General features: G+C 46.8%; 31 protein-coding genes and 1 pseudogene. 21 read left to right on the forward strand and 11 right to left on the reverse strand.

Translation table 11 applies throughout. The features are described from left to right. Nucleotides 1-516: 516 nt before the first annotated feature. Both B0X71_RS08305 and B0X71_RS08310 read left to right on the forward strand, forming a co-directional pair. Nucleotides 517-1,086 (forward strand): hypothetical protein, encoded by a 570-nt coding sequence (locus B0X71_RS08305; protein ID WP_077588980.1) that lies wholly within the window; start codon nucleotides 517-519, stop codon nucleotides 1,084-1,086. Between the two features lie 23 nt (nucleotides 1,087-1,109). Continuing rightward, nucleotides 1,110-1,649: a hypothetical protein gene (locus B0X71_RS08310; RefSeq protein ID WP_077588981.1), complete on the forward strand. Its 540-nt coding sequence runs from the start codon at nucleotides 1,110-1,112 to the stop codon at nucleotides 1,647-1,649. A gap of 57 nt (nucleotides 1,650-1,706) precedes the next feature. Here B0X71_RS08310 and B0X71_RS08315 read toward each other — a convergent pair whose 3' ends face one another. Next, entirely contained in the window at nucleotides 1,707-2,030 is a 324-nt protein-coding gene (locus B0X71_RS08315; RefSeq protein WP_077588982.1) for a hypothetical protein, read from the reverse strand. A 316-nt stretch (nucleotides 2,031-2,346) separates the two neighbouring features. Here B0X71_RS08315 and B0X71_RS08320 point away from each other — a divergent pair, with 316 nt between their 5' ends. The 3 genes from B0X71_RS08320 (at nucleotide 2,347) to B0X71_RS08330 (ending at nucleotide 4,573) form a co-directional block, all read left to right on the forward strand. Further along, nucleotides 2,347-2,532 (forward strand): hypothetical protein, encoded by a 186-nt coding sequence (locus B0X71_RS08320; protein WP_077588983.1) that lies wholly within the window; start codon nucleotides 2,347-2,349, stop codon nucleotides 2,530-2,532. Between the two features lie 47 nt (nucleotides 2,533-2,579). Then, nucleotides 2,580-2,846, forward strand: a complete 267-nt coding sequence (locus B0X71_RS08325) for a DUF4212 domain-containing protein (protein WP_077588984.1) — start codon at nucleotides 2,580-2,582, stop codon at nucleotides 2,844-2,846. A 68-nt stretch (nucleotides 2,847-2,914) separates the two neighbouring features. Beyond that, nucleotides 2,915-4,573 carry a sodium:solute symporter family protein gene (locus B0X71_RS08330; RefSeq protein ID WP_077588985.1) on the forward strand — a complete coding sequence of 553 codons (1,659 nt, stop codon included), beginning with the start codon at nucleotides 2,915-2,917 and terminating at the stop codon, nucleotides 4,571-4,573. A 138-nt stretch (nucleotides 4,574-4,711) separates the two neighbouring features. Here the strand turns inward: B0X71_RS08330 and B0X71_RS21370 are convergent. Next, nucleotides 4,712-6,376, reverse strand: a pseudogene (locus tag B0X71_RS21370) (IS1182 family transposase); the annotation flags it as partial. 287 nt (nucleotides 6,377-6,663) lie between these two features. After that, nucleotides 6,664-7,365, reverse strand: coding sequence for a class I SAM-dependent methyltransferase (locus B0X71_RS08340; RefSeq protein WP_077588987.1), 702 nt, complete (start codon nucleotides 7,363-7,365; stop codon nucleotides 6,664-6,666). 585 nt (nucleotides 7,366-7,950) lie between these two features. Here B0X71_RS08340 and B0X71_RS08345 point away from each other — a divergent pair. The 7 genes from B0X71_RS08345 to B0X71_RS08375 all read left to right on the forward strand — a co-directional run bounded on the left by B0X71_RS08345 (nucleotide 7,951) and on the right by B0X71_RS08375 (nucleotide 11,318). Next, nucleotides 7,951-8,406, forward strand: a complete 456-nt coding sequence (locus tag B0X71_RS08345) for a hypothetical protein (protein ID WP_077588988.1) — start codon at nucleotides 7,951-7,953, stop codon at nucleotides 8,404-8,406. Nucleotides 8,407-8,413: 7 nt separating this feature from the next. Further along, nucleotides 8,414-8,662 carry a hypothetical protein gene (locus B0X71_RS08350; protein WP_077588989.1) on the forward strand — a complete coding sequence of 83 codons (249 nt, stop codon included), beginning with the start codon at nucleotides 8,414-8,416 and terminating at the stop codon, nucleotides 8,660-8,662. Between the two features lie 79 nt (nucleotides 8,663-8,741). Next, entirely contained in the window at nucleotides 8,742-9,128 is a 387-nt protein-coding gene (locus tag B0X71_RS08355) for a class I SAM-dependent methyltransferase (RefSeq protein WP_077588990.1), read from the forward strand. Beyond that, nucleotides 9,085-9,564, forward strand: a complete 480-nt coding sequence (locus B0X71_RS08360; protein ID WP_156889814.1) for a methyltransferase domain-containing protein — start codon at nucleotides 9,085-9,087, stop codon at nucleotides 9,562-9,564. Before B0X71_RS08355 ends, B0X71_RS08360 begins: the two co-directional genes overlap by 44 nt. A gap of 22 nt (nucleotides 9,565-9,586) precedes the next feature. Further along, complete coding sequence (locus B0X71_RS08365) at nucleotides 9,587-10,330, forward strand: AAA family ATPase (protein WP_232336810.1); 744 nt, start codon at nucleotides 9,587-9,589, stop codon at nucleotides 10,328-10,330. Between the two features lie 12 nt (nucleotides 10,331-10,342). Next, nucleotides 10,343-10,651, forward strand: coding sequence for a TIGR04104 family putative zinc finger protein (locus B0X71_RS08370; RefSeq protein ID WP_077588992.1), 309 nt, complete (start codon nucleotides 10,343-10,345; stop codon nucleotides 10,649-10,651). Nucleotides 10,652-11,060: 409 nt separating this feature from the next. Next, nucleotides 11,061-11,318, forward strand: a complete 258-nt coding sequence (locus B0X71_RS08375; RefSeq protein WP_077588993.1) for a hypothetical protein — start codon at nucleotides 11,061-11,063, stop codon at nucleotides 11,316-11,318. Between the two features lie 248 nt (nucleotides 11,319-11,566). Here B0X71_RS08375 and B0X71_RS08380 read toward each other — a convergent pair whose 3' ends face one another. Further along, on the reverse strand, nucleotides 11,567-12,196 hold the full coding sequence (locus B0X71_RS08380; protein ID WP_077588994.1) for a TetR/AcrR family transcriptional regulator: 630 nt from the start codon (nucleotides 12,194-12,196) through the stop codon (nucleotides 11,567-11,569). Between the two features lie 152 nt (nucleotides 12,197-12,348). Between B0X71_RS08380 and B0X71_RS08385 the strand changes: the two genes are divergently transcribed. Together B0X71_RS08385 and B0X71_RS08390 are read left to right on the forward strand one after the other, a co-directional pair. Beyond that, nucleotides 12,349-13,104, forward strand: coding sequence for an SDR family NAD(P)-dependent oxidoreductase (locus tag B0X71_RS08385; RefSeq protein ID WP_077588995.1), 756 nt, complete (start codon nucleotides 12,349-12,351; stop codon nucleotides 13,102-13,104). A 96-nt stretch (nucleotides 13,105-13,200) separates the two neighbouring features. Continuing rightward, entirely contained in the window at nucleotides 13,201-13,839 is a 639-nt protein-coding gene (locus B0X71_RS08390) for a pyridoxamine 5'-phosphate oxidase family protein (protein WP_077588996.1), read from the forward strand. Between the two features lie 66 nt (nucleotides 13,840-13,905). Here B0X71_RS08390 and B0X71_RS08395 read toward each other — a convergent pair whose 3' ends face one another. From B0X71_RS08395 to B0X71_RS08410, 4 genes are all read right to left on the reverse strand, one after another. Beyond that, nucleotides 13,906-14,202: a hypothetical protein gene (locus B0X71_RS08395; protein WP_077588997.1), complete on the reverse strand. Its 297-nt coding sequence runs from the start codon at nucleotides 14,200-14,202 to the stop codon at nucleotides 13,906-13,908. A 140-nt stretch (nucleotides 14,203-14,342) separates the two neighbouring features. Next, on the reverse strand, nucleotides 14,343-14,663 hold the full coding sequence (locus tag B0X71_RS08400) for a hypothetical protein (protein WP_077588998.1): 321 nt from the start codon (nucleotides 14,661-14,663) through the stop codon (nucleotides 14,343-14,345). A 150-nt stretch (nucleotides 14,664-14,813) separates the two neighbouring features. Beyond that, the gene (locus B0X71_RS08405; protein WP_077588999.1) at nucleotides 14,814-15,986 is read right to left on the reverse strand and encodes a hypothetical protein; all 1,173 of its coding nucleotides are present in this window, start codon (nucleotides 15,984-15,986) and stop codon (nucleotides 14,814-14,816) included. After that, entirely contained in the window at nucleotides 15,979-16,524 is a 546-nt protein-coding gene (locus B0X71_RS08410; protein ID WP_077589000.1) for a sigma-70 family RNA polymerase sigma factor, read from the reverse strand. Before B0X71_RS08410 ends, B0X71_RS08405 begins: the two co-directional genes overlap by 8 nt. Before the next feature lie 683 nt (nucleotides 16,525-17,207). Between B0X71_RS08410 and B0X71_RS08415 the strand changes: the two genes are divergently transcribed. Next, the gene (locus B0X71_RS08415) at nucleotides 17,208-17,390 is read left to right on the forward strand and encodes a hypothetical protein (protein WP_077589001.1); all 183 of its coding nucleotides are present in this window, start codon (nucleotides 17,208-17,210) and stop codon (nucleotides 17,388-17,390) included. A 255-nt stretch (nucleotides 17,391-17,645) separates the two neighbouring features. Next, on the forward strand, nucleotides 17,646-18,905 hold the full coding sequence (locus tag B0X71_RS08420) for a serpin family protein (protein ID WP_077589002.1): 1,260 nt from the start codon (nucleotides 17,646-17,648) through the stop codon (nucleotides 18,903-18,905). A 160-nt stretch (nucleotides 18,906-19,065) separates the two neighbouring features. Here B0X71_RS08420 and B0X71_RS20870 read toward each other — a convergent pair whose 3' ends face one another. Continuing rightward, nucleotides 19,066-19,221, reverse strand: coding sequence for a hypothetical protein (locus B0X71_RS20870; protein ID WP_156889815.1), 156 nt, complete (start codon nucleotides 19,219-19,221; stop codon nucleotides 19,066-19,068). A 174-nt stretch (nucleotides 19,222-19,395) separates the two neighbouring features. On the opposite strand from B0X71_RS20870, the gene B0X71_RS08425 reads away from it, so the two are divergent. The 5 genes from B0X71_RS08425 to B0X71_RS08445 all read left to right on the forward strand — a co-directional run bounded on the left by B0X71_RS08425 (nucleotide 19,396) and on the right by B0X71_RS08445 (nucleotide 21,722). Continuing rightward, entirely contained in the window at nucleotides 19,396-19,728 is a 333-nt protein-coding gene (locus tag B0X71_RS08425) for a hypothetical protein (RefSeq protein ID WP_077589003.1), read from the forward strand. Nucleotides 19,729-19,913: 185 nt separating this feature from the next. Then, a complete protein-coding gene (locus B0X71_RS08430; RefSeq protein WP_077589004.1) occupies nucleotides 19,914-20,498 on the forward strand; it encodes a hypothetical protein in 585 nt (194 codons plus the stop codon). A gap of 139 nt (nucleotides 20,499-20,637) precedes the next feature. Beyond that, nucleotides 20,638-21,045, forward strand: coding sequence for a hypothetical protein (locus B0X71_RS08435; RefSeq protein ID WP_077589005.1), 408 nt, complete (start codon nucleotides 20,638-20,640; stop codon nucleotides 21,043-21,045). Between the two features lie 49 nt (nucleotides 21,046-21,094). Next, the gene (locus B0X71_RS08440; RefSeq protein WP_077589006.1) at nucleotides 21,095-21,463 is read left to right on the forward strand and encodes a DUF6281 family protein; all 369 of its coding nucleotides are present in this window, start codon (nucleotides 21,095-21,097) and stop codon (nucleotides 21,461-21,463) included. Between the two features lie 25 nt (nucleotides 21,464-21,488). Next, nucleotides 21,489-21,722 carry a hypothetical protein gene (locus B0X71_RS08445; RefSeq protein ID WP_077589007.1) on the forward strand — a complete coding sequence of 78 codons (234 nt, stop codon included), beginning with the start codon at nucleotides 21,489-21,491 and terminating at the stop codon, nucleotides 21,720-21,722. 179 nt (nucleotides 21,723-21,901) lie between these two features. Here the strand turns inward: B0X71_RS08445 and B0X71_RS08450 are convergent, their stop codons facing one another. Then, on the reverse strand, nucleotides 21,902-22,243 hold the full coding sequence (locus B0X71_RS08450) for a DUF3817 domain-containing protein (RefSeq protein ID WP_077589008.1): 342 nt from the start codon (nucleotides 22,241-22,243) through the stop codon (nucleotides 21,902-21,904). Nucleotides 22,244-22,420: 177 nt separating this feature from the next. Continuing rightward, nucleotides 22,421-22,690: a hypothetical protein gene (locus tag B0X71_RS08455; RefSeq protein WP_077589009.1), complete on the reverse strand. Its 270-nt coding sequence runs from the start codon at nucleotides 22,688-22,690 to the stop codon at nucleotides 22,421-22,423. Nucleotides 22,691-22,880: the final 190 nt, after the last annotated feature.

Raw genomic sequence — 22,880 nt, forward strand, 5'->3', positions numbered from 1 at the left:
AAACCAGTAATCTTTACTTTTTCATTATTTCGACGTGAGGAGTGGAGCGATAGCCAGTCTGTATAGAGTATTTACGCCTACTAACGGTCCTGTTGAAGAATAGGGGGAGACTCTGTGATTCGGATTTTGTCATCATTTTAACTGGCAATTGGATTACGGCAGCCACTTAGCTGCAATGAAGTTTAATAGGAGAAAGTGAAGCGCCAACAAATAATGTACAGAAAGCGAATGACGGCATGGTGGAGATTGTTCTGCCTTTACTGGGATGGGCTCCCGGTTCAGTGTTCGCGCCATTTTCTCCTGTTCACCGTTGTCTCTGCGCAGTTTCCGGAATCGTTGAATTCGTGGGATGGGTAGTGGCCGTGTATCCGATGTGTTGTTTCCGGTGATTGTTCTGGCAGGTGCCTATTTGCTATCCGAAATGGCATGCTGAATGAAATAAGGTGATGGGCGTCTGGCTAAGCGAAGCGAGGACTTTGCCTGCTTGCCAGTATCCTGTGGAAGGGGAGAAGAGCGATGGAAAAAACTGCAGGTTATTTAGCCGGCCTGCTTTTTGCTGCTGCGCTTACCGGTTGCAGTGAAGATGGAAGCGAAGCGGTCAGTGAAGCGGAGCCAATAAAAAGCAGCGCCGAAATGGTGACGTCATTCGAATCGACGGAAGAAATGCAGACTGAAGCTGACGTAATTGTTGAAGGGGAAGTGCAGGCACAGGAAGTCGTGGTGCATGGCGATTTGCCGTTCACAATTTCCGAGATTGCCGTGATGGAAGGATTCAAAGGAGAGTTCAAGGCAGGTGACACTATTCGGGTGTTGGAAACGGGCGGTACCTATCAGCCGGAAGGGAAAGATGGAGAAGCCCTGCCGGAAACGGATTTCGCGCTCAGCAGTGCAGGTGTGATGGAGACGGGGGAACAATTCTTCCTGTTCCTGCGGCCATTCACCGGTCCTCAGACGGAAGGGGCATTCATTCCGCTCGGGGCGTACCAAGGGAAGTTTCTCATTGAAGGACAAGAAGTCCGTTCGCAAGAAAACGGGGAAGCGCTGCTTGAACAAACTGCAGCAGCATTTCGGGAAATGCTGAAATAAGGCGGAGAAAGCTGGAGGATAATATGAAAAAATTGAGTCTGCTTTTGGTTATTTTGCTGCTCACCGGTTGTCTGAACCGGCATGCAACGACTGACCACCTCATCGGGTCCGTCACGAAAATCGATGCTGAGAAAGAGATGGTGTGGGTCGGCACCAACCCGTTGTATGTGGATCGGGTGGAAGACTTTGACATCGGAGAGAATGTCCATCTCACCTTCACAGATCCTTCACTCACGGAAGAATGGGCCCCGAATGAATTCAACGTGACGGATGTCGATTTTCTGGATGCCGATTTCTTCGACAGAGTAAGAAAGACTGCGTGGGATTATTTACCATTAGGTATTCAAGAGAACACAACTGTACCATGGCAAGCGGCGGAAGTGAGTGTGGGATATGGGTTGCTTGAAAGTCCACGCGTAGAGCTGATCGATGACAAGTATGACAGGCAGGAAGCGTACATCGTCGCGTTTGAGCTATCGGGAGAAGATGATTCCTATATGGTGTTAATAGAGAAAGATTCGGAAAAACCGATCGGTGTCATCAAACCCCGGCAGGAAGAATAAAGTAACTGGAAAACGCCCGGCAGCCGCCAGGCGTTTTTTCTGCAAATGCAGCAGCGCTTATTCGATTTCCAAGTCTTTGGCGACGATCAAATAGCCGATGATCGGCTTGAAGTTTCCGCCTTCTGTACCCGTCACTTCTGTGATGGACAGAATTTCAATCGTCGGGTTCTCGGCTTTCAGCATCTTCAACGATGCAACAGTCACATCAAGTTCACTATGCGGAATATAGTAAATGTCATCCCCCATATCTTCATAGGAAGCATCTTCAACTGTTTCATTTTCGGCAGGCACTTCCGGTTCCTCTTCCGCCTGACAGGCACCAAGCAATAAAAAAAGCAGGATCATTGCTGCTGCCCGGCCGATCCGGTTTATTTTCTTCATGATTAACCCCCCTATTTTTTCGCCGCTGCTCTTTTAAAGGCGAATTCCTATTATCCCAATTTTAAGCCCAATCAATTTTAGAAGGCAAGGAAGGGGGCTTTTCATCGGTCAATTCCCGGTTGAAATTCCTTCTTTTATTATACCCAAACATACCAACCGGTCAAAATAGCTGTTGACAATTCTCTCACACTTTAGAATAATGATGAATATTAGTAATTTTTAAAAAAATAGAAGGACAGGAGAGGAGATGGTAAAGCGAGTATAGGCAGGAGAGGAAGTTATTGCAGCCAAACAGGCAGATAAGGAGTGATCAGAAGTGGTTTGGGTGGCAGTGTTCGGTCTTCTCACAGTGGTTTCCGTCATGCTGGGGATCAAGAAAAGAAAAGCGGCTTTCTTCCTGATGCCGCTAGGGGCGATTTTCACTTTCATGCTCGTAAAAATTATACTGGTTCCGCTTCCATTCACCGATACGGTCCGGTTTATTTTTTCTTTGCAAGGCTGATGGTCAAAGATTGAAACACCATTATGTTCAGAATGAGGTGAAGTGACATGAGGAAAATTGACAAAAAAGACGCGGATGCTTATTTCCGTCTCCGGACGACTTTGATTGCGGTTTATCTGCTCATCGGATTTCTCGTTTCCTTTGGCGTCGTATTCTTTGCACGGGGGCTGTCCGATATTACGATCAATGGATTTCCATTCCATTATTTCATGGGCGCGCAAGGAGCTATTTTAACATTCATCCTTTTGCTGTTTATCAATGCGATCGTCAGCGACCGGATCGACAAGAAATTCGGTATCGAGCATAAAAAATAAGAGAAACGCAAAATTGCATGTTCGCTGAAAGTAAAGCGCTTTCAGTGGAGAGACGAGGGGGAGAATCGATGGATACACAATTTGCCGTGTCATTAATGTTGATTTTAGCGACGTTCGGTTTATACATTGGTATCGCGTTTTATAATTTGGCGAAACAGACTTCGGACTTTTATGTAGCCGGCCGAAATGTCCCGGCGGTATTTAACGGCATGGCAATCGGAGCTGACTGGATGAGTGCCGCATCCTTTATCGGACTTGCCGGTTCAATCATGCTCCTGGGTTATGATGGGCTGGCGTATGTAATGGGATGGACAGGCGGTTATTTACTCCTGACGTTTCTGCTCGCCCCACAACTCCGGAAATCCGGCCGCTATACAGTGCCGGAATTTATCGGAGACCGGTACAGAAGCGATACAGCCCGATTAATCGCCGCTGTGGCAACGATTATTATCTCTTTTACATATTCCATCGGACAGCTCTCGGGGTCCGGCATCGTCATTGGTCGATTGCTGGAAGTTGACACAGCAATCGGAACGATTATCGGGGTTGTGCTAATTGCTTTTTACTCGGCACTCGGCGGGATGAAAGGAATTACATGGACCCAAGTGGCCCAGTATATTGTTTTGATTACAGCTTATCTGATCCCTGTCATCTTCATGTCACTTCAACTAACCAATAGTCCCATTCCGTGGCTTTCGTATGGGCAAGTCATTGGGGAACTGCGGGAGTTGGATGTTGAATTCGGAATTACAGAATATGTGGTTCCATTTACAGAAGCAACGCAATGGCAATTTCTGGCGCTGATGTTTACGCTGATGGCCGGAACTGCGGGTCTGCCGCACGTTATCGTCCGTTTCTATACAGTGCCGACCATGAAAGCAGCCCGCTGGAGCGGGGCGTGGGCACTTCTCTTCATCGGACTTCTATATTTATCCGCACCTGCCTATGCTGCGTTTTCCCGATTTATTCTCATGACGCAAGTCGCGGGATCAGCCATTGCGGACTTGCCGGCCTGGACAGCGTCCTGGGTGAACACCGGCGAACTGTCAGTGGCAGACCAGAATGGTGACGGAATTCTCCAGTGGGCAGAACTCGTCATCAGCAGAGACATTGTGGTTATGGCAACGCCGGAAATCGCGGATCTTGGTATTTTCGTCATTGGGCTGATGGCTGCAGGCGCCATGGCAGCCGCGCTTTCGACAGCAGGCGGACTCATGATCGCCATTTCTGCTGCGCTCTCACATGATATCTACTACCGGTCCATCAATCCACAGGCATCAGAGAAAAAACGCTTGTCTGTCGGCCGCTGGTCAATAGTCATTGCGACAGTTGCGGCGGGGATTGTGGCATTGGATCCACCGGGAGCAATTACACAAATCGTTGCATGGGCGTTCGCCCTCGCTTCCGGAACTTTCTTCCCGGCGCTGATACTCGGTGTCTGGTGGAAACGCGCCAATGGACCGGGCGTCATTGCCGGAATGCTTATCGGGCTCGCTGTGACACTGGGTTATATTTTTGCGGCAAAATACGGTGGCTTCATGCTATTTGGTATCGGGGACACCGGAGCAGGCGTATTTGGAGCCGCTTCAGCAATCATTGCAAATATCGTCGTTTCCCTTGCTACGAAAGCACCGGATCAGGAAACACAAGATGCAGTAGAAGACCTCCGCTATCCGGAGCAGATGAGTTATCGGAATGGCGAAGTCTGGTTTGATGAAACAAAGTAAATTAAGAACAGAAGAGGGGCTGTCCAAAAAGCCCCCTAAATTAAAAACAGGGAGAGAATAACCAATCGGTTGTTCTCTCCCTGTTTTTTTAAAGTTCGCTTTTTCGGAAAGTGACCGGAGGAAACCGGCCACTTTCCGAAAATTATGCGCCATGGCGATAAGTCCAAATTCGATGTGCACTTTCTGAAGCCCCCGGAGATGGAACCGGCGGAACGCCAAATTGCCCTTGATATCGCCGAAACCGGTTTCCACCTCGATTTTTCTTCGGGCATATACCGATTTTCGGTCCTCACATTCAAGGGCTTCTTTCGCTTTCATTTTCAATTCCTCATAGACCGGGTTCCAATGAACCTGACGGTTCCCCTTTGCCTTGGTACACGATTCTTTCAGCGGACATCCGGTACAGTCTTCACATTCGTAGATTCTATAGGACTGAACAAAGCCCGATGCATTTTTCTTCTCCTGATATTTTTTGAAAACGACGCGGCGGCCGTTTGGACAGATGAATCGGTCATCCGCTTCTTCATACGTCCAGTTTTTCGCGTTCCATTCATTGTTTTTAAACTTCTTCGTCTGCTCTTTCAGATAGGTGCCATACGGGATCAGGAAGCCGGCAAGCGGTTCTTTTTCATCCCCGATCAGGTAGAGGTAGTTCTCTTCGCTTCCATAGCCGGCATCCGCGACGATGGTCTTCGGCATAGGCAGGGCAGATGCCTGCAGCTCTTCCAGATGTGGAATCAGGCAGCGAGCATCTCCTGGGCGCTGATGAATGGTATAGAACAGTACAAATTGATTCTCGGTCGCCATCTGGATATTGTATCCGGGTTTCAGCTGGCCATTCTTCATATGATCTTCCTTCATCCGCATGAATGTGGCGTCCGGGTCCGTCTTCGAGAAGCTGTTGCGCTCTCCACAGACGGCGAGCTGTTCCGCATACGTTTCTTGGCGGGGAATGAAGTTTTCACGAATCAGTTTCACTTTCTTTTTCAGGAGACTGTGCCGTTTGCGGAGTCCTTTTCTGTTTTCCACGAGCTTTTCCTCAGCGATGAGATCCGTCAGGATATCCACTTGGTCTTCCAGCCGGTTCGCAACTGAAGCCAATTCCACAGCCGCCGGCTCCTCGGCCAGCTGGCCCAGTTCCAATCCCTCCGCCTTGGCAATCTCCTGGATTTCCTGAAGCGTTTCCTGGATTCTGATTTTCAGTTTCGCTTCCCGCCCCGTCACCGCCTTACGGAAGACAAAGCTATACTTATTGGCGTCCGCTTCCATCTTCGTCCCGTCCAGGAAGTAGTTCTCAAACTCGACAAACCCTTGCCGGTGAAGTTCCAAAACAGTGAACTCGAATAACTGATCGATGACCGCTCCCATTCGGACGCTCCGGAAATGGTTGATGGTCCGGAAATCCGGTTTCTGCATCGCCGCCAGCCAGATCGCCGGAAGATCCTCGTGCAGCATCGTGGCGATGCCCCGGCAGGAATAAACTTTTTGGGAATAGGCATAGAGAATAACCTTGAGCATCAGTTTCGGGTGAAAGGGTGGCCGCCCGCCGCCAGGGTAGCAGGCGGTCAACACTTCCTCAGGGTAAGCCTCAACCAACTGATCCACCACACGAGCCACATGATGGTCGGGAATCAGGGCGCCAATATCAGGAATGGATAAGGCCTGGGTCGGATCATACGGTTTGAATGCGGGCGCCGGCCGGCGCCCTTGGGTGGAGACTACGATTTCATGTTCAAGTAATTTACCTGACGGAAGAGCCGGTTGCATGGTATAATCGGTAGAAGCAATCGTTGGATTGCGCATAAAAATCGTCCTTTCTGAGTGGTTGTGTGGTAACTCCCATTTTACAGAAACGGACGATTTTTGTATGCATTGATGACTTGACTAGCGGGAAGGCCGGCGGCGACTCCTGCGGGACCAGCACGAGCTGAAGACCCTGGACCGAGTATAGCGAGGGAAGCGTCTGAAGCCGTGCCCGCGGAAAGCGTCCGCCGGGCCGAACCCCAGCTACTTCTTTACGAATAGAAAAAAGGGGCTGCCCCTCGAGGTCATTTTTCATGACCTTTCGGGACAGCCCCTCTTTTTATATGTTAAGTGGCTTTGACAATGAGGAACTGTGGTCGTTTCATGAGTCGTTTGAACTGTTCCGGATCTTGTTCGCGGAATGCGGCTGTGGGCAGCGGTTCCACTATCCCGCTGATTGTAAAATGAGCCAGTGTTTCATTCATAACCGACTGTAAGGAGCGCCTGAAAAAAGGAACGTCATACGACTGGCCGTTCTTGTGCCAGGTATCCCTTATTAATTCCGTGGAAAAATAATCAGCATCTTCCAGCAAGTTGATGTCTGTAAGAGGATGATGGACTGAAAACAATAAAATGCCACCGGGTTTTAAGACTCGTTTGAACTCTTTGAATGGGTCCGTCCAGTCACGGATGTAGTGGAGCGTCAGTGAGCTGATGATCAGGTCAAACGAGTTTTGCTCAAACGGCAAAGGATCTTCAAGGTCCAGATGCAGAATTTCCGCCTGGTTTCCGATCCGTTGCCGTGCAGCGTCCACCATGTTTTCGCTGCTGTCGATACCTGTGACGCGAGCCCCGCGGTCGGTGAGCTGACTTGTATACCATCCGGCGGCACATCCGGCATCCAATGCCGTATGCCCTTCCAAGTCCTCAGGCAGCTGCTCAAGCATTGCCGGCCGTTCATACTCGCTATTGTACGGACTATCCGTATCAACGGATTGTGCATACACGCTGGCAAGCCTGTTAAAAGCTTCCCGTACATCTTTTTTCATGACGGTTCCTCATTTCTTTCTGGAGAGTTTGGCTCATTAGTAAATGAAATACTGGATAACAACTGGAAAAAAGTTTGTCAAATTTGTTTTCAATTGCGCTATCATGAATAGTATATCCATCTAGTTGAAAAAAAGAGAAGACTTCATTTCACAGTTTGTAAAGGAGTTGGCAATTCATATAGACGAAAAAAGGGAGGAGGAGAAACAATCGCTTGTATCTTAAAAGGATTCTCTTCTGTATTCCTTGGCTTTGCCGTGCTAAGTCTGTTGAGCCCATTGTTTCTGTATTGGTTAATCTACGGGAATTACGAGCGTTATGTGTGGATTATTAATGGACCGGCGCCATTCAACCAATTCGGGAGTGGACCGTTTCAGCTATGGATGGGCGCAGGTTTTATTTTCATGGGGGCAGTCTTTCTGCTGCTGGCAATCACATTTGCCGTATGGGCCAAAAAAATTCAGAGTGAATAGAAAAGGCTAAAGCTCATGCTTGGGTCTTTTCTTTTGTTCATTCCGATTTTGGAACTTTTCTGGAATTCATTCGTATAATTTAGAAAGAACGGGTACCGAGAAGGGAGAATGGACATGAAACGTTTCTTGTATTATTTAGTCTGGTTGATAATAATCAGCGCCGTATTAGTTGTGGGACTGCAATATCAGACGCGATTGCAGGAAGAAGCGGAAGCGACCTATCACCTGATCCCGGTAGTTCAGTTTATGTCCGTGTTCCCGATCGTCATCGGTGTTTTTCTGCGGCTGCCAACGTTCGTTCTGCAGGTTCGGGCGGGTACTCCGTGGGCAGTTGATTGGTTGAAGCTGGTCGTGATTGCGCTGCCTGCGGGCTATATTGCATTATTGCCGATTTTGTACTTCGCAACGGAAACCGTGCTGCCACTGGCTACCATAGTCATGACCATGGAATCGCAAACATTGACCATCACAGCTGGCATTATTTTTGGTTATGTTCTGCTCGACAGTTTGAAATCCGGAACGCAACCGAACGGAAAGGACCCTGCTGATTTAAGGTACAGAAAGGAATGAAGAACGCATGGGATTATTCCGGTCATTATTCTTCAAACATAAAATACTAGTAGCTGAAACTGTTGGCTACAAAAATTACACGGAAATTGCACAGCGGTTATATCAGAACGGCATTTCGTTCGAGACGGTCATCGAAAGGCCGAATACAACCATCGGAAACGTCATGCAGGATGCGATGGACGAGACCGAGCGTGCATTCCATTCAATCTATGTAAAAAAAGAAGATGAACACTCGGCGAAAAAAGCACTTGAATAAATTGTCTTCATTCAAGAAAGAAAATTAATAGCAATAATAATATTATGTAATCTTTTGGTTTTTAAAAGGAAGAGAGGCGATGAATCTGCGAAGATCCACCTATAAAGCAGACAATAACAGTATCGGGTTATCCGCAGAGATTGATCGGCTGCAAGCCCAATCAAGGCTTACATGGAAGAAGGAATTCCGGAACCTTCTGTGGTTTGGCCTCACAAATGGAATGGATTTATTGGAGGTTGGCTGCGGCCCCGGGTTTGGAGTGCAGCAGCTGGCCGAGCGGCTTCCGGACAGTAAAGTAACTGCGCTCGATGTGGATGGGAAACTGCTGGCACATGCCCGGCAATTACTTGACCGGCATGGGCAAACGGCAACCCGGCTCATACAGGCTTCCGTCTATGATACAGGTCTGCCGGACGAGTCATTTGATTTTGTCATTGCCCGGAATGCTTTTCCTTCATCTTCATGAGCCCGAACTGGTTATTGCAGAACTTAAACGAGTCCTGAGACCTGGCGGAAAATTGGTCATCACGGATATTGATGATGGGTTATTCGGCATCATTGAACCGGAAATTGAAGATTTCCATCTCCTTCTGAACAAGCTCACCACAGTGCAGAAAAAAGGGGGCGGAAACCGGCTGATTGGAAGACAGCTGCCGCGGCTGCTGAAAGCAGCAGGTTTTTCTGCTGTTGAATTGGAAATGATCGCTGCACACAGCGATGTACAAGGGGCCGAGGAGCTGGCAGAAACACTTAACCCTGAACGCCTGAGGGGATTAGCGGATAGCGGCATCCTGACAACGGATGAGTTCCGTCGGCTGAGCACAGCGATCCGTGAACTCCGAACTGAGCCGGATGCTTATGCGATGATGCTGTTCCTGATGGTGTGTGGTACGAAGAAGTGATTTGCCGGAAGGAAGGGAAGACGTGCTGAAGCGCATTATATTGCTCCATGAAAAAATCCACTCTTACGAAGATTATCCACTGAATATCCCGGCGATCAGGCAGATGGAGAACATAGAGATCAACGAATCCGTTACATTCTTCGTCGGGGAAAACGGCTCCGGGAAATCGACTTTACTTGAAGCGATCGCCGACCATTGCGGATTTAACCTGACAGGCGGCAGCCGTAATGACAGAAGCAATATGCGGAAGGGCGAGACTGCACTCGAACCATATGTCCGCTTATCATGGATGCCGAAACTGACAAACGGGTTTTTCCTGCGGGCTGAATCGTTCTTTAATTTCGCTTCAGATCTAGATAGGCTGCAGGCAGAAGAGCCGGGGGCGGATGTGTTCAAATCATACGGTGGAAAATCCCTGCATGCCCAGTCGCATGGTGAATCGTTTCTGTCACTGTTTACGAATCGTTTTGGTGAAAGAGCGATATACTTGCTTGATGAACCGGAAGCAGCGTTATCACCGGCCCGGCAGCTTGCCTTGCTCAAAGTCATTCATGACCTGACAGCTGACAATCGGACGCAATTCATCATTGCCACCCATTCGCCCATCCTGCTCGGCTATCCCGGTGCAGCCATTTTCGATTTTGATCAACCGGGGATAAGAGAAATCGCCTATGAGGAGACGGCTCATTATAAGATTACAAAACAATTTCCTGAAAACCGGGAGCAGCTCCTGGCTTATTTGTTTGCAGCAGACGAAGAAGACTGAGGAGGGGAATCCATGCCACATTGTGCGAATTGCGGCCAGCAATGGAGCTGGGAAACAACGGTCAAGCAATCATTCAAGATAGGAGGGGCCGGGATGACATGTCCGAATTGCGGAGCCAAACAGTATCCGACAACAAAATCAAGGCAGCGGGGAGCCACGGTAGCATTCTTGCCGGCGATGGGTGTTATTTTGTCGAATGTGGCGTTTGGTTTGACCGTATGGCAGTTTCTGTTTGTTGCAGTCGGTATGTTCTTACTGTTTGGTATTGTTATTTATCCCCGAACATTAACATTAACAAATGAAGATGAGCCAATGTGGTGAAAGTTTCAAACAGTTCAACCGAGACTTTTTCCAGTTCCCCTGAAAAGTTTCCGGAATCCAAATGCATGAAAAATGAGTAAAGCAATAGTCCTGTTATTATGAAACCAATAGCGCTTTTTATTCAAGCCGTTCATCCCTCACTGGGATGAACGGCTTTGAAGTACTGGCTGATCAATGTTTCAAACTAAAAATTCTTAATTTACCTGTATGTATAATTAATATGTAAGCCGTTTTGGATGGGATTAAAAGAAAATAATAACTAATAATATTCCAGTTAGTTGATTAATTATTCATTTTTGAAAGTGTTTAAAAGTTGCGAAAAAAGGGAGTGTCTGACATAATAGAAAACACGATATACCTGAAAAATCAGATTTCTGTAGTCGCCGGTGAATATAGAGGAGGGATTGGTTTGAGTACAATTAAGAAAATGGCTAATCGCCTGGTTATAGAACAGGACTTGAATGCGGTATGTATTTCCCGGAGTTCAAACGGCTGCTTGGAAATCATCGAACATTGTGTAGCTGAGGAAGCGGAAGCGAGCGCCAGCTTCTTTATCTTCAGCGCTGAAGAGAAACAGGCATTACTTGAATACCTGCTAGAAGACGCATTGACGACAGCTGTTAAAAGCGACCGGAACATAAAAAGACGGGCACAACCTCAGAGCTGAGGCTCTGGGTATTTTTGTGCCGAATATAGAAATAACCGGAGTGAATGGAAATCGAATTATACAATTGAAGGAAAGGGTGATTCGGTGAAACGGGTACGTTTATTACTTACAGACCGGATGTTGAGCAAGCTTGGGCGAGACACGAATGGTATTCGAACAGAGTGGAATTTCGAAAATAGCTGACTTAAGAGAAAGCTTGCCGGGAGAAATTCGGTTCATATTAAACATCGATCATTTCATGTTCACTGTTATTTCAGTTGCTTCCTCCGAGCTGGACTTTCTTGGCGCCGAACCCGGATTACGGGCGCATGAAACTGCAGGACGTGAAGAAGCTGATTGCTCATGTAAGCAGGGGTTTCTCTGCAGCCATCCTTCATCCAACTGAGGACCATACCGATGACGCCGGTTGTGCGGTATGTGCTGAAGAGATGTGCATCGATTTCCGGGTCGATTGCCATGTAAAAGATGTCAAAGTCTGTTCGAAACAAGAAATCCAATTTCTCCGTTAGCAGCCCATGAAAATTGACAGGACCGTCCGCTTCTAGCATCAGCTTATAAAATTTTCGGTATTCCAGAAAGTGATCAAATAGAACAATAGATTCCGGTTTCATGGCGGCCAAGTCGATTTCAGACTGGTTCTTATACGGTTTTCTATAAGCTTCTGTCATTTCTTCAAAAACTTCTGCAATCATTTCCTCAAGCAGTTCTTCTTTCGTTTTGTAATACGCATAGAAAGTACCTCTGTTATAGCCGGCTTCTCTGACAATATCCGTAACAGTAATCTTGTCGAACTTCTTACTCTCCATGAGATGCAGCAATGCTCCATGGAGGTCTTTTGTCGTCCGTCTGACGCGTTTATCCGGATGTTGACGTGTCATGGGAATAGCCCCTTCCATATTTTATTGAACACATGGCATGAATCTGTCGGTTATTGAACATTTCTTTCATTATTGCATATTGCGGTTTTTTTCGATAATTCTACACTGAAAGTGCAGGGGAAATAGCCAATCATCAAAGGAGGAAATTGAAGATGAAAAGACTCGAAAACAAAGTGGCACTTATTACAGGTGGAACAGGCGGAATCGGCCGGGTGACCGCGGAAACATTCCTGAAAGAAGGCGCGAAAGTCGTACTCGTGGACCTTTTCCGGGAAGCATTGGATGAAGCGGTAGCTGATCTGGCGCAATACGGCGATGTGGCAGGTTTCCAGGCGGATGTCTCCCAAGAATCCGATGTGCAGAACTATGTGAATAAAGCGGTGGAGCAGTTCGGCACAATCGACGTGTTCTTCAATAACGCCGGCATCGAAGGAAAAGTGGCACCGCTTGTCGATCAGAAACTCGAAGATTTCGATAAAGTGATGAATGTAAATGTGCGGGGTGTTTTCCTCGGATTGAAATATGTACTGCCCGTTATGATCAAACAGCAGTCCGGCAGCGTCATCAATATGTCTTCTGTCGCAGGTTTGAGCGGAAGCCCTGGCGTTTCTCCTTATATCACATCCAAGCACGCAGTCGTCGGATTGACGAAAGCGGCGGCTGTTGAAGCGGCAGCAGCGAATATCCGTGTGAATTCCGTTCATCCCTCACCGGTCAATACCCGGATGATGCGTTCACTTGAACAGGGATTGAATGTGGACGAAGCGACACTTTCAAAAAGCATCCCGCTCGGCCGCTATGGGGAGTCCAACGATATCGCAAACCTGGTGCTGTTCCTGGCGAGCGATGAAAGTACCTTCATCTCAGGTTCCCAATACCGGGTTGACGGCGGCATGGCCGCACTGTAAATCGTTCCAAAGTAAGAGTACATCGGTGGGCCGGTGCACTCTTTTTTTAGTGGCATCAGGTATAATTAATCCCATGGAACTAAGGGGGAATAACACATGAAAACGGAATCGGCTTTTTCAAACACGATTAATACAATAGAAGAACTGCAGGAGCTTACAGGGAAACCGAGTGAATTGGTGAACAATAAGGTCATTAACTACATAGATGAACACTGCCGAAGCTTCATCGCCAAATCTCCGTTTTTGACGATTTCGACAGCGGATGAGCCGGGATTTTGTGATGTATCCCCGCGCGGAGATGCAGCCGGATTTGTATACGTGATCGATGAGAAACAACTGATCATTCCCGAGCGGCCGGGCAATAAGCGGATGGATTCCATCCGGAATATCTTATCGAATCCGAAAATCGGGCTGCTGTTTTTAATTCCGGGACTTGGCGAGACGCTGCGAATCAATGGAAGAGCCTGTGTCGTGAAGGATGAGGAGTTACTGGAGAAGATGGCGGTCGACGGAAAAAAGCCGCTCCTTGGCATCGGCGTGGAAGTGGAGGAATGTTTTGTCCATTGTGCCAAAGCATTCCGCCGCTCGGGTCTGTGGGAACCAGACTCATGGCAAGCGAAAGAAGATCTTCCGAAAGGCGCGAAGATTCTGGCGGCACATGCCAAGCTACTGAATATCGACGAGCAGGCAGTGGGGAAGATACTCGAAAAGAGCTACCGGGATAATTTATATTAGAGCTCTGTCGGACACAGGATGGCTGAAATGCGGGTGAATCCAATAGAACAGAGAATCGGGGCGGCGTCAGCCTCCCCATTCATCCGTTTTCTCATAAACATGCCATTTATAATTCATGACTGAGTAATACGCCTGTACGGCCACGAATTCTCCTTTCGAAGTCGAAAGGGTGTATGTATTGCTGCCTTGGTATGACACATCATTGATCTCTTCTTCACTGAATAAGATTTCAATCCCGGGGTCGTTGATAATACTGTCTTCGTTAATTTTCATGAAGAAGTTATAGGGACTGAACAAGGAAAAGATCAATAATACAATGACCGTACCGGCGATGGCGATTCCAGCGATTTTTATTTTGTGCAAAGCCAATCCCTCTCAGTCGCTAAGTTTTAACGTCCGGTTGTTTTCAAAGTTTCAATCTTTTATGAAGTCATTACTGAAAATAAAAGCAGTTTCTTCAAAAATCCAAAACCAGAAAGAGCTGCCAAGCGCCGCAGGCCAAGCTAGATTAGGTATTCCCGGTATACATATGCCACGTACAATAGAACAATCACTAAATAGATGATGGAACCAATAAACACATACGATGTCCTGCTCGCTTTCTTCGTATGATCCATCTTGATCCCTGTTTCGCTCTGCGTTTCCATATCTTCCAACCCGAGCATTCCGGATTCGCTCCCGGTCAGGCTATGGGTAATGAATAATGCCAGGACCGCAAACGGGATGGAACTATCCGCAAAGCTCACTGGCAGAAACAGCGTAAGCACCCAATTCAGAATACTTAAAATCAATATAGTTAAAACCACTGCCAGTCCTTTTTTCATAAGTTTCATTCCTTTCATGATGCACTGGTATAAAAAGGCTGCCTTACCAGTAATACGTTCAGACAAGGAAGGAGTTTCATTTTTCCTCACTTCAAAGCAAAGAAGAGAAAAAAACAACTCCCTGATGTCAGGAAATTGTCTCATATCAGTTTACTTAAAATTTCCGGTTTCTTTCGCTGTCTCGATTATCTTGAACAACCGGTTATAGGCAGATGCAATGGTCTCTTTTGATTTTATATCGTTATACAGTCCTAAACTGATTGTCGTTCCATTGAACGCACCCATCAAATATTCTCCTGGCTCTGTTTCAAGCGTTTCACCGTAATCGACTTGTTCATCTAAGAAGGCATAGATGATCGTCTCTGAATCAGCAAAGAAAAACGGGATGGGTGAATCCTCATAGACAGCAGCGAATTCCGGTTTGGCGGCTTCCGGGAGTGCCGGTTCCATGATCACCACGGCGTCGAGCCCTTCAAATTCTTCAGCCCGGACATTGTCCAGTGTCAAATCGCGGAATGTGACATGCTCATTCTGCACGTCTGGCTGTCCGCCGACTACACCGATTGTAAGCGGTGTTCCCTCATAGACGATTAATGGAAGCAGCGAGCAGCAGTCCGTATATGCCAGCATATAATCCTCGATGTCGTGGAATATTGCATGGTAAACCGGTTCTGGCACGTCATTAGGATCAGTCGATGGAGTCGGATTCCCATATGCCCAGGATTGTTCAATATCGCCGCTTTCACCGCCGGCAGTTACGAACCCCACTGTATTGCCGACCGCTTCGGAAATCGCTTCCCCGTAGTCAGTGCCATCAGTAAAAAATACTTCAGGCGCAGAATCCAGATTGAGAAAGAACACTGGCGTTTCCACATTTCTGAACACTTCTGTCCATTCATTTCTGGATAATTCATCAAAATAACCAGCAGAGATGAAAAAAGCATCATACTGCTTCGGGTTATCCCGCAGCTCATCAGACGTAACTGACCTGAACCCCACATCACTGAAAGACCATGCCGGCATGTCCCCGATCACGCCAATATGGAGCCGGCTTCCGTCATAAATTTCTCCTGTCGGTTCTTCCGGTACTGGCATGCCGACGGTTTGGCTCTGATCTCCGAAGAATGAAAGACTGAGGACGATCGCCAGCGAAACAGCAGCAACGAGCGCTGTCCAGTAAAAGACCGGACGCGGCGGCTGTGTTTTCCGTTTCCGCTGTCGAATGCCGCTATGGACCCGATCCCGGTCTGCCAGCGTGAACTCGACTTGATCCTCTGCAAATTTCTTTAGCTTTTCTGAGACGGCTTTATCAAACTTATCCACGCTGCTCACTCCTTTCCAGCTGTTCCTGAAGGGCTTTTTTCCCGCGGAGCAGCCTGGATTTAACCGTATTGATTGAGATATCCAACACGGCGGCAATTTCCTTCATGGTTAGTTCCTGGTAATAGTAAAGAATAAGAACATCTTTGAATTTTGGCGTAAGCCGGAAAAGCGACCGGGCGAGCTGAGCGGAATCGAACGCTGCGATGACATGCGTTTCCGCTGAATGATCCATGTCAGCAGAGCGGATGGCCGACTTATAGATCAAGTTCCTGAAGCTCCAACGCCGCTGGTGATCCCGGCATTTATTGATCGTAATACGAGTGAGCCATGTCTTGTATTCGGCCTCATGCCGGAAGCGGGATGAATTCTTGAAACAACTGGTGAAGACTTCCTGAATAATGTCTTCACATTCAGTCCGGTCATGGACATACAAATACGCAATCCGTTTCAGCTCTGGACCGTATGTACGCATTAAATCATCCAGCAATTGAACGTCATCCGCTTGAGCACTCGCTCTTTGAATATCTTCTTCATCCATAGGCTGCCGCAACTCCTTTCATAAGATTAGACGGAAGCCGCCTGTAGGTTGATCCGTAAAAATCAGTAAAAAAGAATAAAAAGTGGCACTGCTGATTTGACAAGTCTTTCTGATTTTTTGACTAGGGATGCTCTTCAAATCTGTATTGTAGCACAGCGGACCTTGATGAATTCGAAAATCCTTGTGGAGTATAAGAGGTTCCATAAGGATTTTTGTTCTTTATTATGGATTTAACTCGGTACTTAAGTTTATGAGATATAACTGCTCAGTTACGAGCGTTATTTTCGATTTATGAGCTATAACCAGGAACTTATGAGCGATAATCCAGATTCCTAGTCAAGTCTGTCGATTATTACTATAGTTCGCGGGCGAGGAGGGGGTACTCCTTCTGTGAACCGGCTTCCTAATCCCCTTAGCTGCTTTGGGCGCTGACAGGGAATTGAAATTTCTGCTTCCTTTATCAAAAAATAAGTGAATTAACAATGTGAGGAGAAAGGAGTATTCCTCCATGCAAGAAACGGCTTTTCAATTCGCAATATACGGACTGCTCTTTTCGACGTTGGGTCTTGGAATTGTCCTGCTTTTCATAGAAGGATCAGGGAATGAAAAATAGGCGGATAATCAAAAAATAAACGATGAATTCAGAATGAGATGGTAAAATCGGAAGTGGAGGTGGGAGGGATTTGGCGGCACTCGGTTTGCTCGTTTACCTGTTCCTGTTCTTAATTTTAGTTGCTGTGGTTGTCGGTGCTATTTCCATGATTGTTAATGCCAAGAAGAGACCGGCAACAGCCAGCAGCCTGGAAGAACGGATCCGGGAATTGGAAGAAGAGAACAGAGAACTTCGCGCACGATTAAAAGATTAACAGAAGCGAATCCATGGGCTCCTATGCGTTACTTGTCCGCTGGATTCGCTTTCTATATCCTTTTTAACTATTACTCCCTTCCTTGTGAGCGAATTAGCAGTTTAAGGGAATGTTGGAATACAATTAAACCTTTCATGAAACCGGAAGTGGTACCAGGCTTAATTGCTTGGGATGGATTAAAGGTTGGCTTTCGGATGTTTGCTGTAACTCCTTTTTACTGCATCCGTCTAATGGAAGTAAAAGGAGGGGCTGTACATGAAAGGGAATGTGCAATTACTCATTTCAGCAAGTGTGCTTCTCGTACTAGCCGGCTGCGGGAACGTGAGCTTGCTGAGCGACCAGTGGACCGATGAGCGTGGAGAAACGTTGCAGATTGATGAAGAGGTTGAGTATGGAAAAGAGGATTACAGGAAAATCGTCCAAGCGAATAATCAGCTCGGGATGGAATTGCTTCCGGAAATTTCGGCCAATGAGAATGGCAATAAGTTTATCTCCCCGCTGAGCTTGTACATGGCGCTATCCATGCTTTATAACGGGGCGGACGGAAAAACGGCTGCAGAAATTGCAGATGTGCTGAATACTTCCCTGACACCAGAAGAAATGAGCCGGGCAAATGCTTCTCTTTCCATGATGCTTGCCAATAACTCTGAGAGCGTTGTACTTGAGGTTGCAAATTCCGTTTGGCTGAATGAGGACTATGATTTCAAGGAGTCATTTATTAAAAACAGCGGAGACTATTTCAATGCGGATGTCCATGAGATTGATATCGGCGAACCGGCCTCTTCAGACGAAATCAATGACTGGGTGGACGATTCTACAAATGGCATGATTGAGAAAATGGTACCGAAGCCGCTAAATTCGAATTTGGTGGCAATCCTTTTGAATGCCATTTACTTCAACGGAAAATGGACCTTACCTTTCGAGGAGAAAAATACGGAAGACCAGCCCTTTTACCTTGAAAATGGAAAATCAGTGGATTTGCCAATGATGACGATGGATCTGGATTGGGTTTATTTAGAAAATGATTTATTTCAGGCGGTAGCCATGCCGTATGGGAACCGGGAAGCGACTATGTTTGTTTTTCTGCCGAGGGAAGAACTGCCGCTCGATGAATTCGAGGGAAGGATGACGATGAAAAACTGGGCGGAGTGGCGGCAGCAATTCAGCGATCGGTATGGAACTTTATCGCTTCCGAGAATCGAATTGGAATATGGTGTCTTTCTCAATGAGCCGCTCAAAGCACTTGGCATGGAAACAGCATTTGCCGAATCTGATCTATCAAAGATGTTCGAGCAAAAAGGACCGGATATCAGTAAAGTGATGCAAAAAACAGCCCTGAAAGTCGATGAAGAAGGGACGGAAGCTGCAGCGGTTACGGAAATTGCAGTGGCGGTGGAAGGAAATGCGGATGGACCATTTGAGATGACGGTCAACCGCCCATTCTTTCTTATAATTGAAGACACGGAAACAAGATCCATTTTGTTTATGGGAGCTATTTCAAATCCTGCACCGTGAACATTTTCTCGTTTTCAAGCCGGAAGCATCCTACGGGCATAGACAGCGATGAAACTTGCAATGTGAGGTAAAGAACCACAAAGAACGGGGCAGGCCACGTGCTGATAAGTACTCCGTGTTTCGCTGTTTTCCCGCTGAATAGGAAAATCAACCCGACAGATCACGCAGTAATCGGCAAGAGCGACAATGGGTAAGGATACGGAAGATCCGTAAAATTCTCATCTAATCCGCCAGAAGCGAAAAACGCAGATGCCAGAATAATGGATGGCCCAACCAGCGTTTCGTAGACGCCTTGAAAGATACGGAGCGCTATCAAGGCATTTCTCCTTCATTAGTTGACTGAATAGCACTTTGATTGTACTGTTTTTAATCCAATTGGAGTAAACTGGAGGGGAACAAAAAAAGGGTTACGCATGAAGCAGAAACCCTCTTCCAGGGGGAAGCTATCAATAGTAAAAGCCAATTGATATTCATCTAAGGAGGAGATTACGTGTTCGTCCTGCTAACACTTCTGGTTGTCGTGTCTTTCATTGTTTCAGTTGTTTCCATAATCGTAGCGTTGAGCACCGGAAAACCGAAAACGTACTGGATCGCTGTCGGGAGTTTATACGTTTTCAGCATGCTGTCAGGCTTCAGTCTTGGCCAGTTAACCATCGCTTTCGTGCTTGTCCTGTTGCTCTTAGCAATCGGCAGTACAGTGAAGCTAATGAAAAATGCGACACAGTTTACGGCTTGGTTGGGTGCCGGCATCTTATTCAGTGTCGTGATGATGAGCTATGTCGATGACAGGTGGCTGTTCTTTCCGATGAGTTTGATCAACTGACAAAAAGAAGTAAGACAAAATTAAATTCAGACTTTATATGCCCGGTCAGCTGATCGGGTTTTTATGCGACAATTTCCATCTTAATTGGGAATATTGTGGTAAACTTTCTATACAAGATACGGTAGTGTGGAACAGAAATGAACGGAAAAGAGAAAGTTAAAGGCTATTAAAAGGGGAAAATAGACGTGAAAAAACAATTTGATTCAATTTTGATCGCAGTGCCGATCCTTGTGATCATGTCCAGCTTTTTTCTGCCGTTTGTACTGGTGGGTCCGGTGCAGCAGGCACTTTTTCAGCCGGAAAGCAATTGGTTCTTTTACACGCCATTCATCAATTACATCATCTGTTTCGCTTCGCTGTTGCTCTTAGGCATCATTCTGGCGGTATTCCGCTATATTTACGCATCAACTGAACAAAAGAAACCATTGCTTCATTTGGTTTTCGTCCTGGCGCTCATTCCCGGAGTGATCGGAGTGGCGTTTTCAGTAGATCATTATTATTATTTGGATGACACCGGTATTGCCTACAGCGGACTTCTGCAGTTCGGCCAGGAATCTGAAGTGTGGGAAGATGTCGAGAGCTTGGTTTTCGTAACGAAAAGTGAGAATGGCAAGGCGAAAGGGACCGAACTTATTTTCAAGTTGGAAAACAACACTGGGCTTGTATTCAACGCCAGCGGTTACCTGTCGGATGAACGCAAACTGATCCAAGGCCGGCTGAATGATCTGGATATAGCCACCGACTCGGTTTTTGAGCAACGGGAATCATAATTGCAATTTTTTAAAGCATTGCCACAACGGCGGTGCTTTTTCTTTTGGCTCTGTTAAAGAACCAAGATGATAATGGCTGGGGAATTTTAGTGTAACGAATGGGCTGACAATCCGTCCAATAATAAAAGGGGGCGGAAGAATGAGACATTTTCAATGGCTTCTAGGTCTGCTTATAGTTACTTTTCATCTTGCCGGCTGTACTGCCGAGGAGGCAGTTAGCGCGGAAGAAGAACAAATTCTTACAGCATTTGAAGAACAGGGAATCGAACTGTCCATAAGCGAGCATCAATCTGAGGCTTTTGATTTTCCGGCGACGGATGAAATGGCCTATGACTTTGAAGGCGGTTCCCTTCTTCTGTTCACCGGTTACGAGAAACAGGAAAGGATACAGGAGCACATCGAAACAAACCTCGCGGAAATGGAATTTCCGTACCCGGTTTCCCTGGATTATTTCAACGGTTTCACCGTGATGGTGATGGTTGAGTCGGCGGAACCTGAAATTGCAGACCGAGTGGGAGCGGCATTCCGTGCGCTGGAGGAGATGTGACATCAATAGAGTAAATTTAGTTTTACTCCATGAAAGGGGATGGAAAGAGATGAAACCGATTTTCATCACACTGGGGCTGTCGGCAGCTCTTTTGCTTTCCGGCTGCCAGGAACTAACAGAGCCAGGGGGAGATTCCGGGACGACAGCAGCAGTCTGGGCTTATGAATTCGTGAAGTGGAATGACGAAGTCTATGTCATGACCGATGAAGTGGTCAGTGAAGTGGGAGAAGAACTCGGGGAAGTGACGATGTATTCGGATGCGGAAGGATCCTATGACGGCAACTTTTCCAATAGCTATGAAGAAGGCACGAAGTATTTCGCGATCACAGGCGTAAGCCCGGAAGAGGCGATTGCAGTCAGGGAAGATGGCGGCACATACCGAAAGGCGATCATCGAAGACGCTTATGAAATAGAGTGATATTCCTATTCAAGGAGGCAGAAAAATGCTCTTTATACTGCAACTCTTGTTTTTCGTTTCAGTCGCTGCGCTCGTTTACGGCATCGCGAAAAAATCTTTCTTATATTTACTGGTAAGTACGCTTACATCCTTGCCGATCGCTTATTTATTTTTGTACGGAGTGAATAACGGGTGGAAATATATAGGATTACTGCCGATTGTTCTGTTGGCTCTAACCGTGATTTTTTGGCGTAAGACGAAAAAGAGATGGGTGTGGTGAAGTGTAACAATGGATCAATCGGGGAGGATGGAAGGACTTATGATGAGACATATGCCAGTAGCGGCATGCTTATGTTCCGTGGTCCCTGTTCTTCCTATTTATGCAGGGATGTACTAACGGATGAAAGAAAAACGGCTTTGAGCAACCAGCTGCTCAAAGCCGTTCTTCAATATACTAGATCAATTGCTGACCGTATTGGCCACGTTTTTCTGCGCGATAGGTGAATCGGACGCTTCCAGTTTTTTCAGCTGCCGGTCGAGCACAAAATTCCCGAACGGAATGAATGCGACGATGAACGACAAGACCGAGTAAATGAACGGCCAGCGCACCGCAATCGTCATGTATAGAATTCCAAGGCAGTAAACGGTGAACAAGGCTCCGTGGAGCGCGCCGACAACCGTAACGACTTCCGGCATGCCGGCCCAGTACTTCAGCGGCATGGCGATAAACAGCAAGAACAGAAGCGATCCGCCTTCAAGATATCCCAGAAACCTGAATTTGCCGAGTTTGCTTTTCAACATAGTCAGTTCTCAACTCTCCCTTATCCATCTTCCTGTATTTAAGTATAGCAGAGGAATAAAAACACTTCCTGCAATTCGCAATACTTGTCCGGTCATTCTGCATGGGACTGTCACAATGCTGCCATGGATTCGAACAGTTTGTCACTGGAACGATTTCATTAAGCATTATTGAAGGAATCAGATAAAAAGGAATAAGAGCCACCCGATCAGGAGCAGAATGAGTCCCCATTTTACGATTGCAATCAGTGCTTTCAAAATGAAAGAGGCGATGGCGAACAGCAGCACGGCGATGAGCAACGCTTGCCACCACGGAATGCCGAGGGATAAGAGTACGCCAGGAGCAGGGACGATGGAGTAAGCATGCAGCAATTCATAGATGAACAGAATGATGATGGCATATGCGGCGAATAAACAGATTTTGCTTATTACTGATAAAAATGTTTTCATCCATTCCACGTCCTTTCAAACGAGCGGGAAAGCACTCCGGCAATACACACCTTTGGCTATATACCAAGAGAAGAGATGCAGATCAATTCACGGGCCAACGCGCTCTTTTCAGTAGTTTATCATATTTTCTACAGCCTGAATCTGGAAACCGGTATGGCTAAAAAATAGTTTTCATTACCGGCTAAAAGTC

Origin of the sequence: Planococcus lenghuensis (assembly GCF_001999905.1) — a bacterium.
In the GTDB taxonomy this organism is placed as follows: Bacteria; Bacillota; Bacilli; order Bacillales_A; family Planococcaceae; genus Indiicoccus; species Indiicoccus lenghuensis.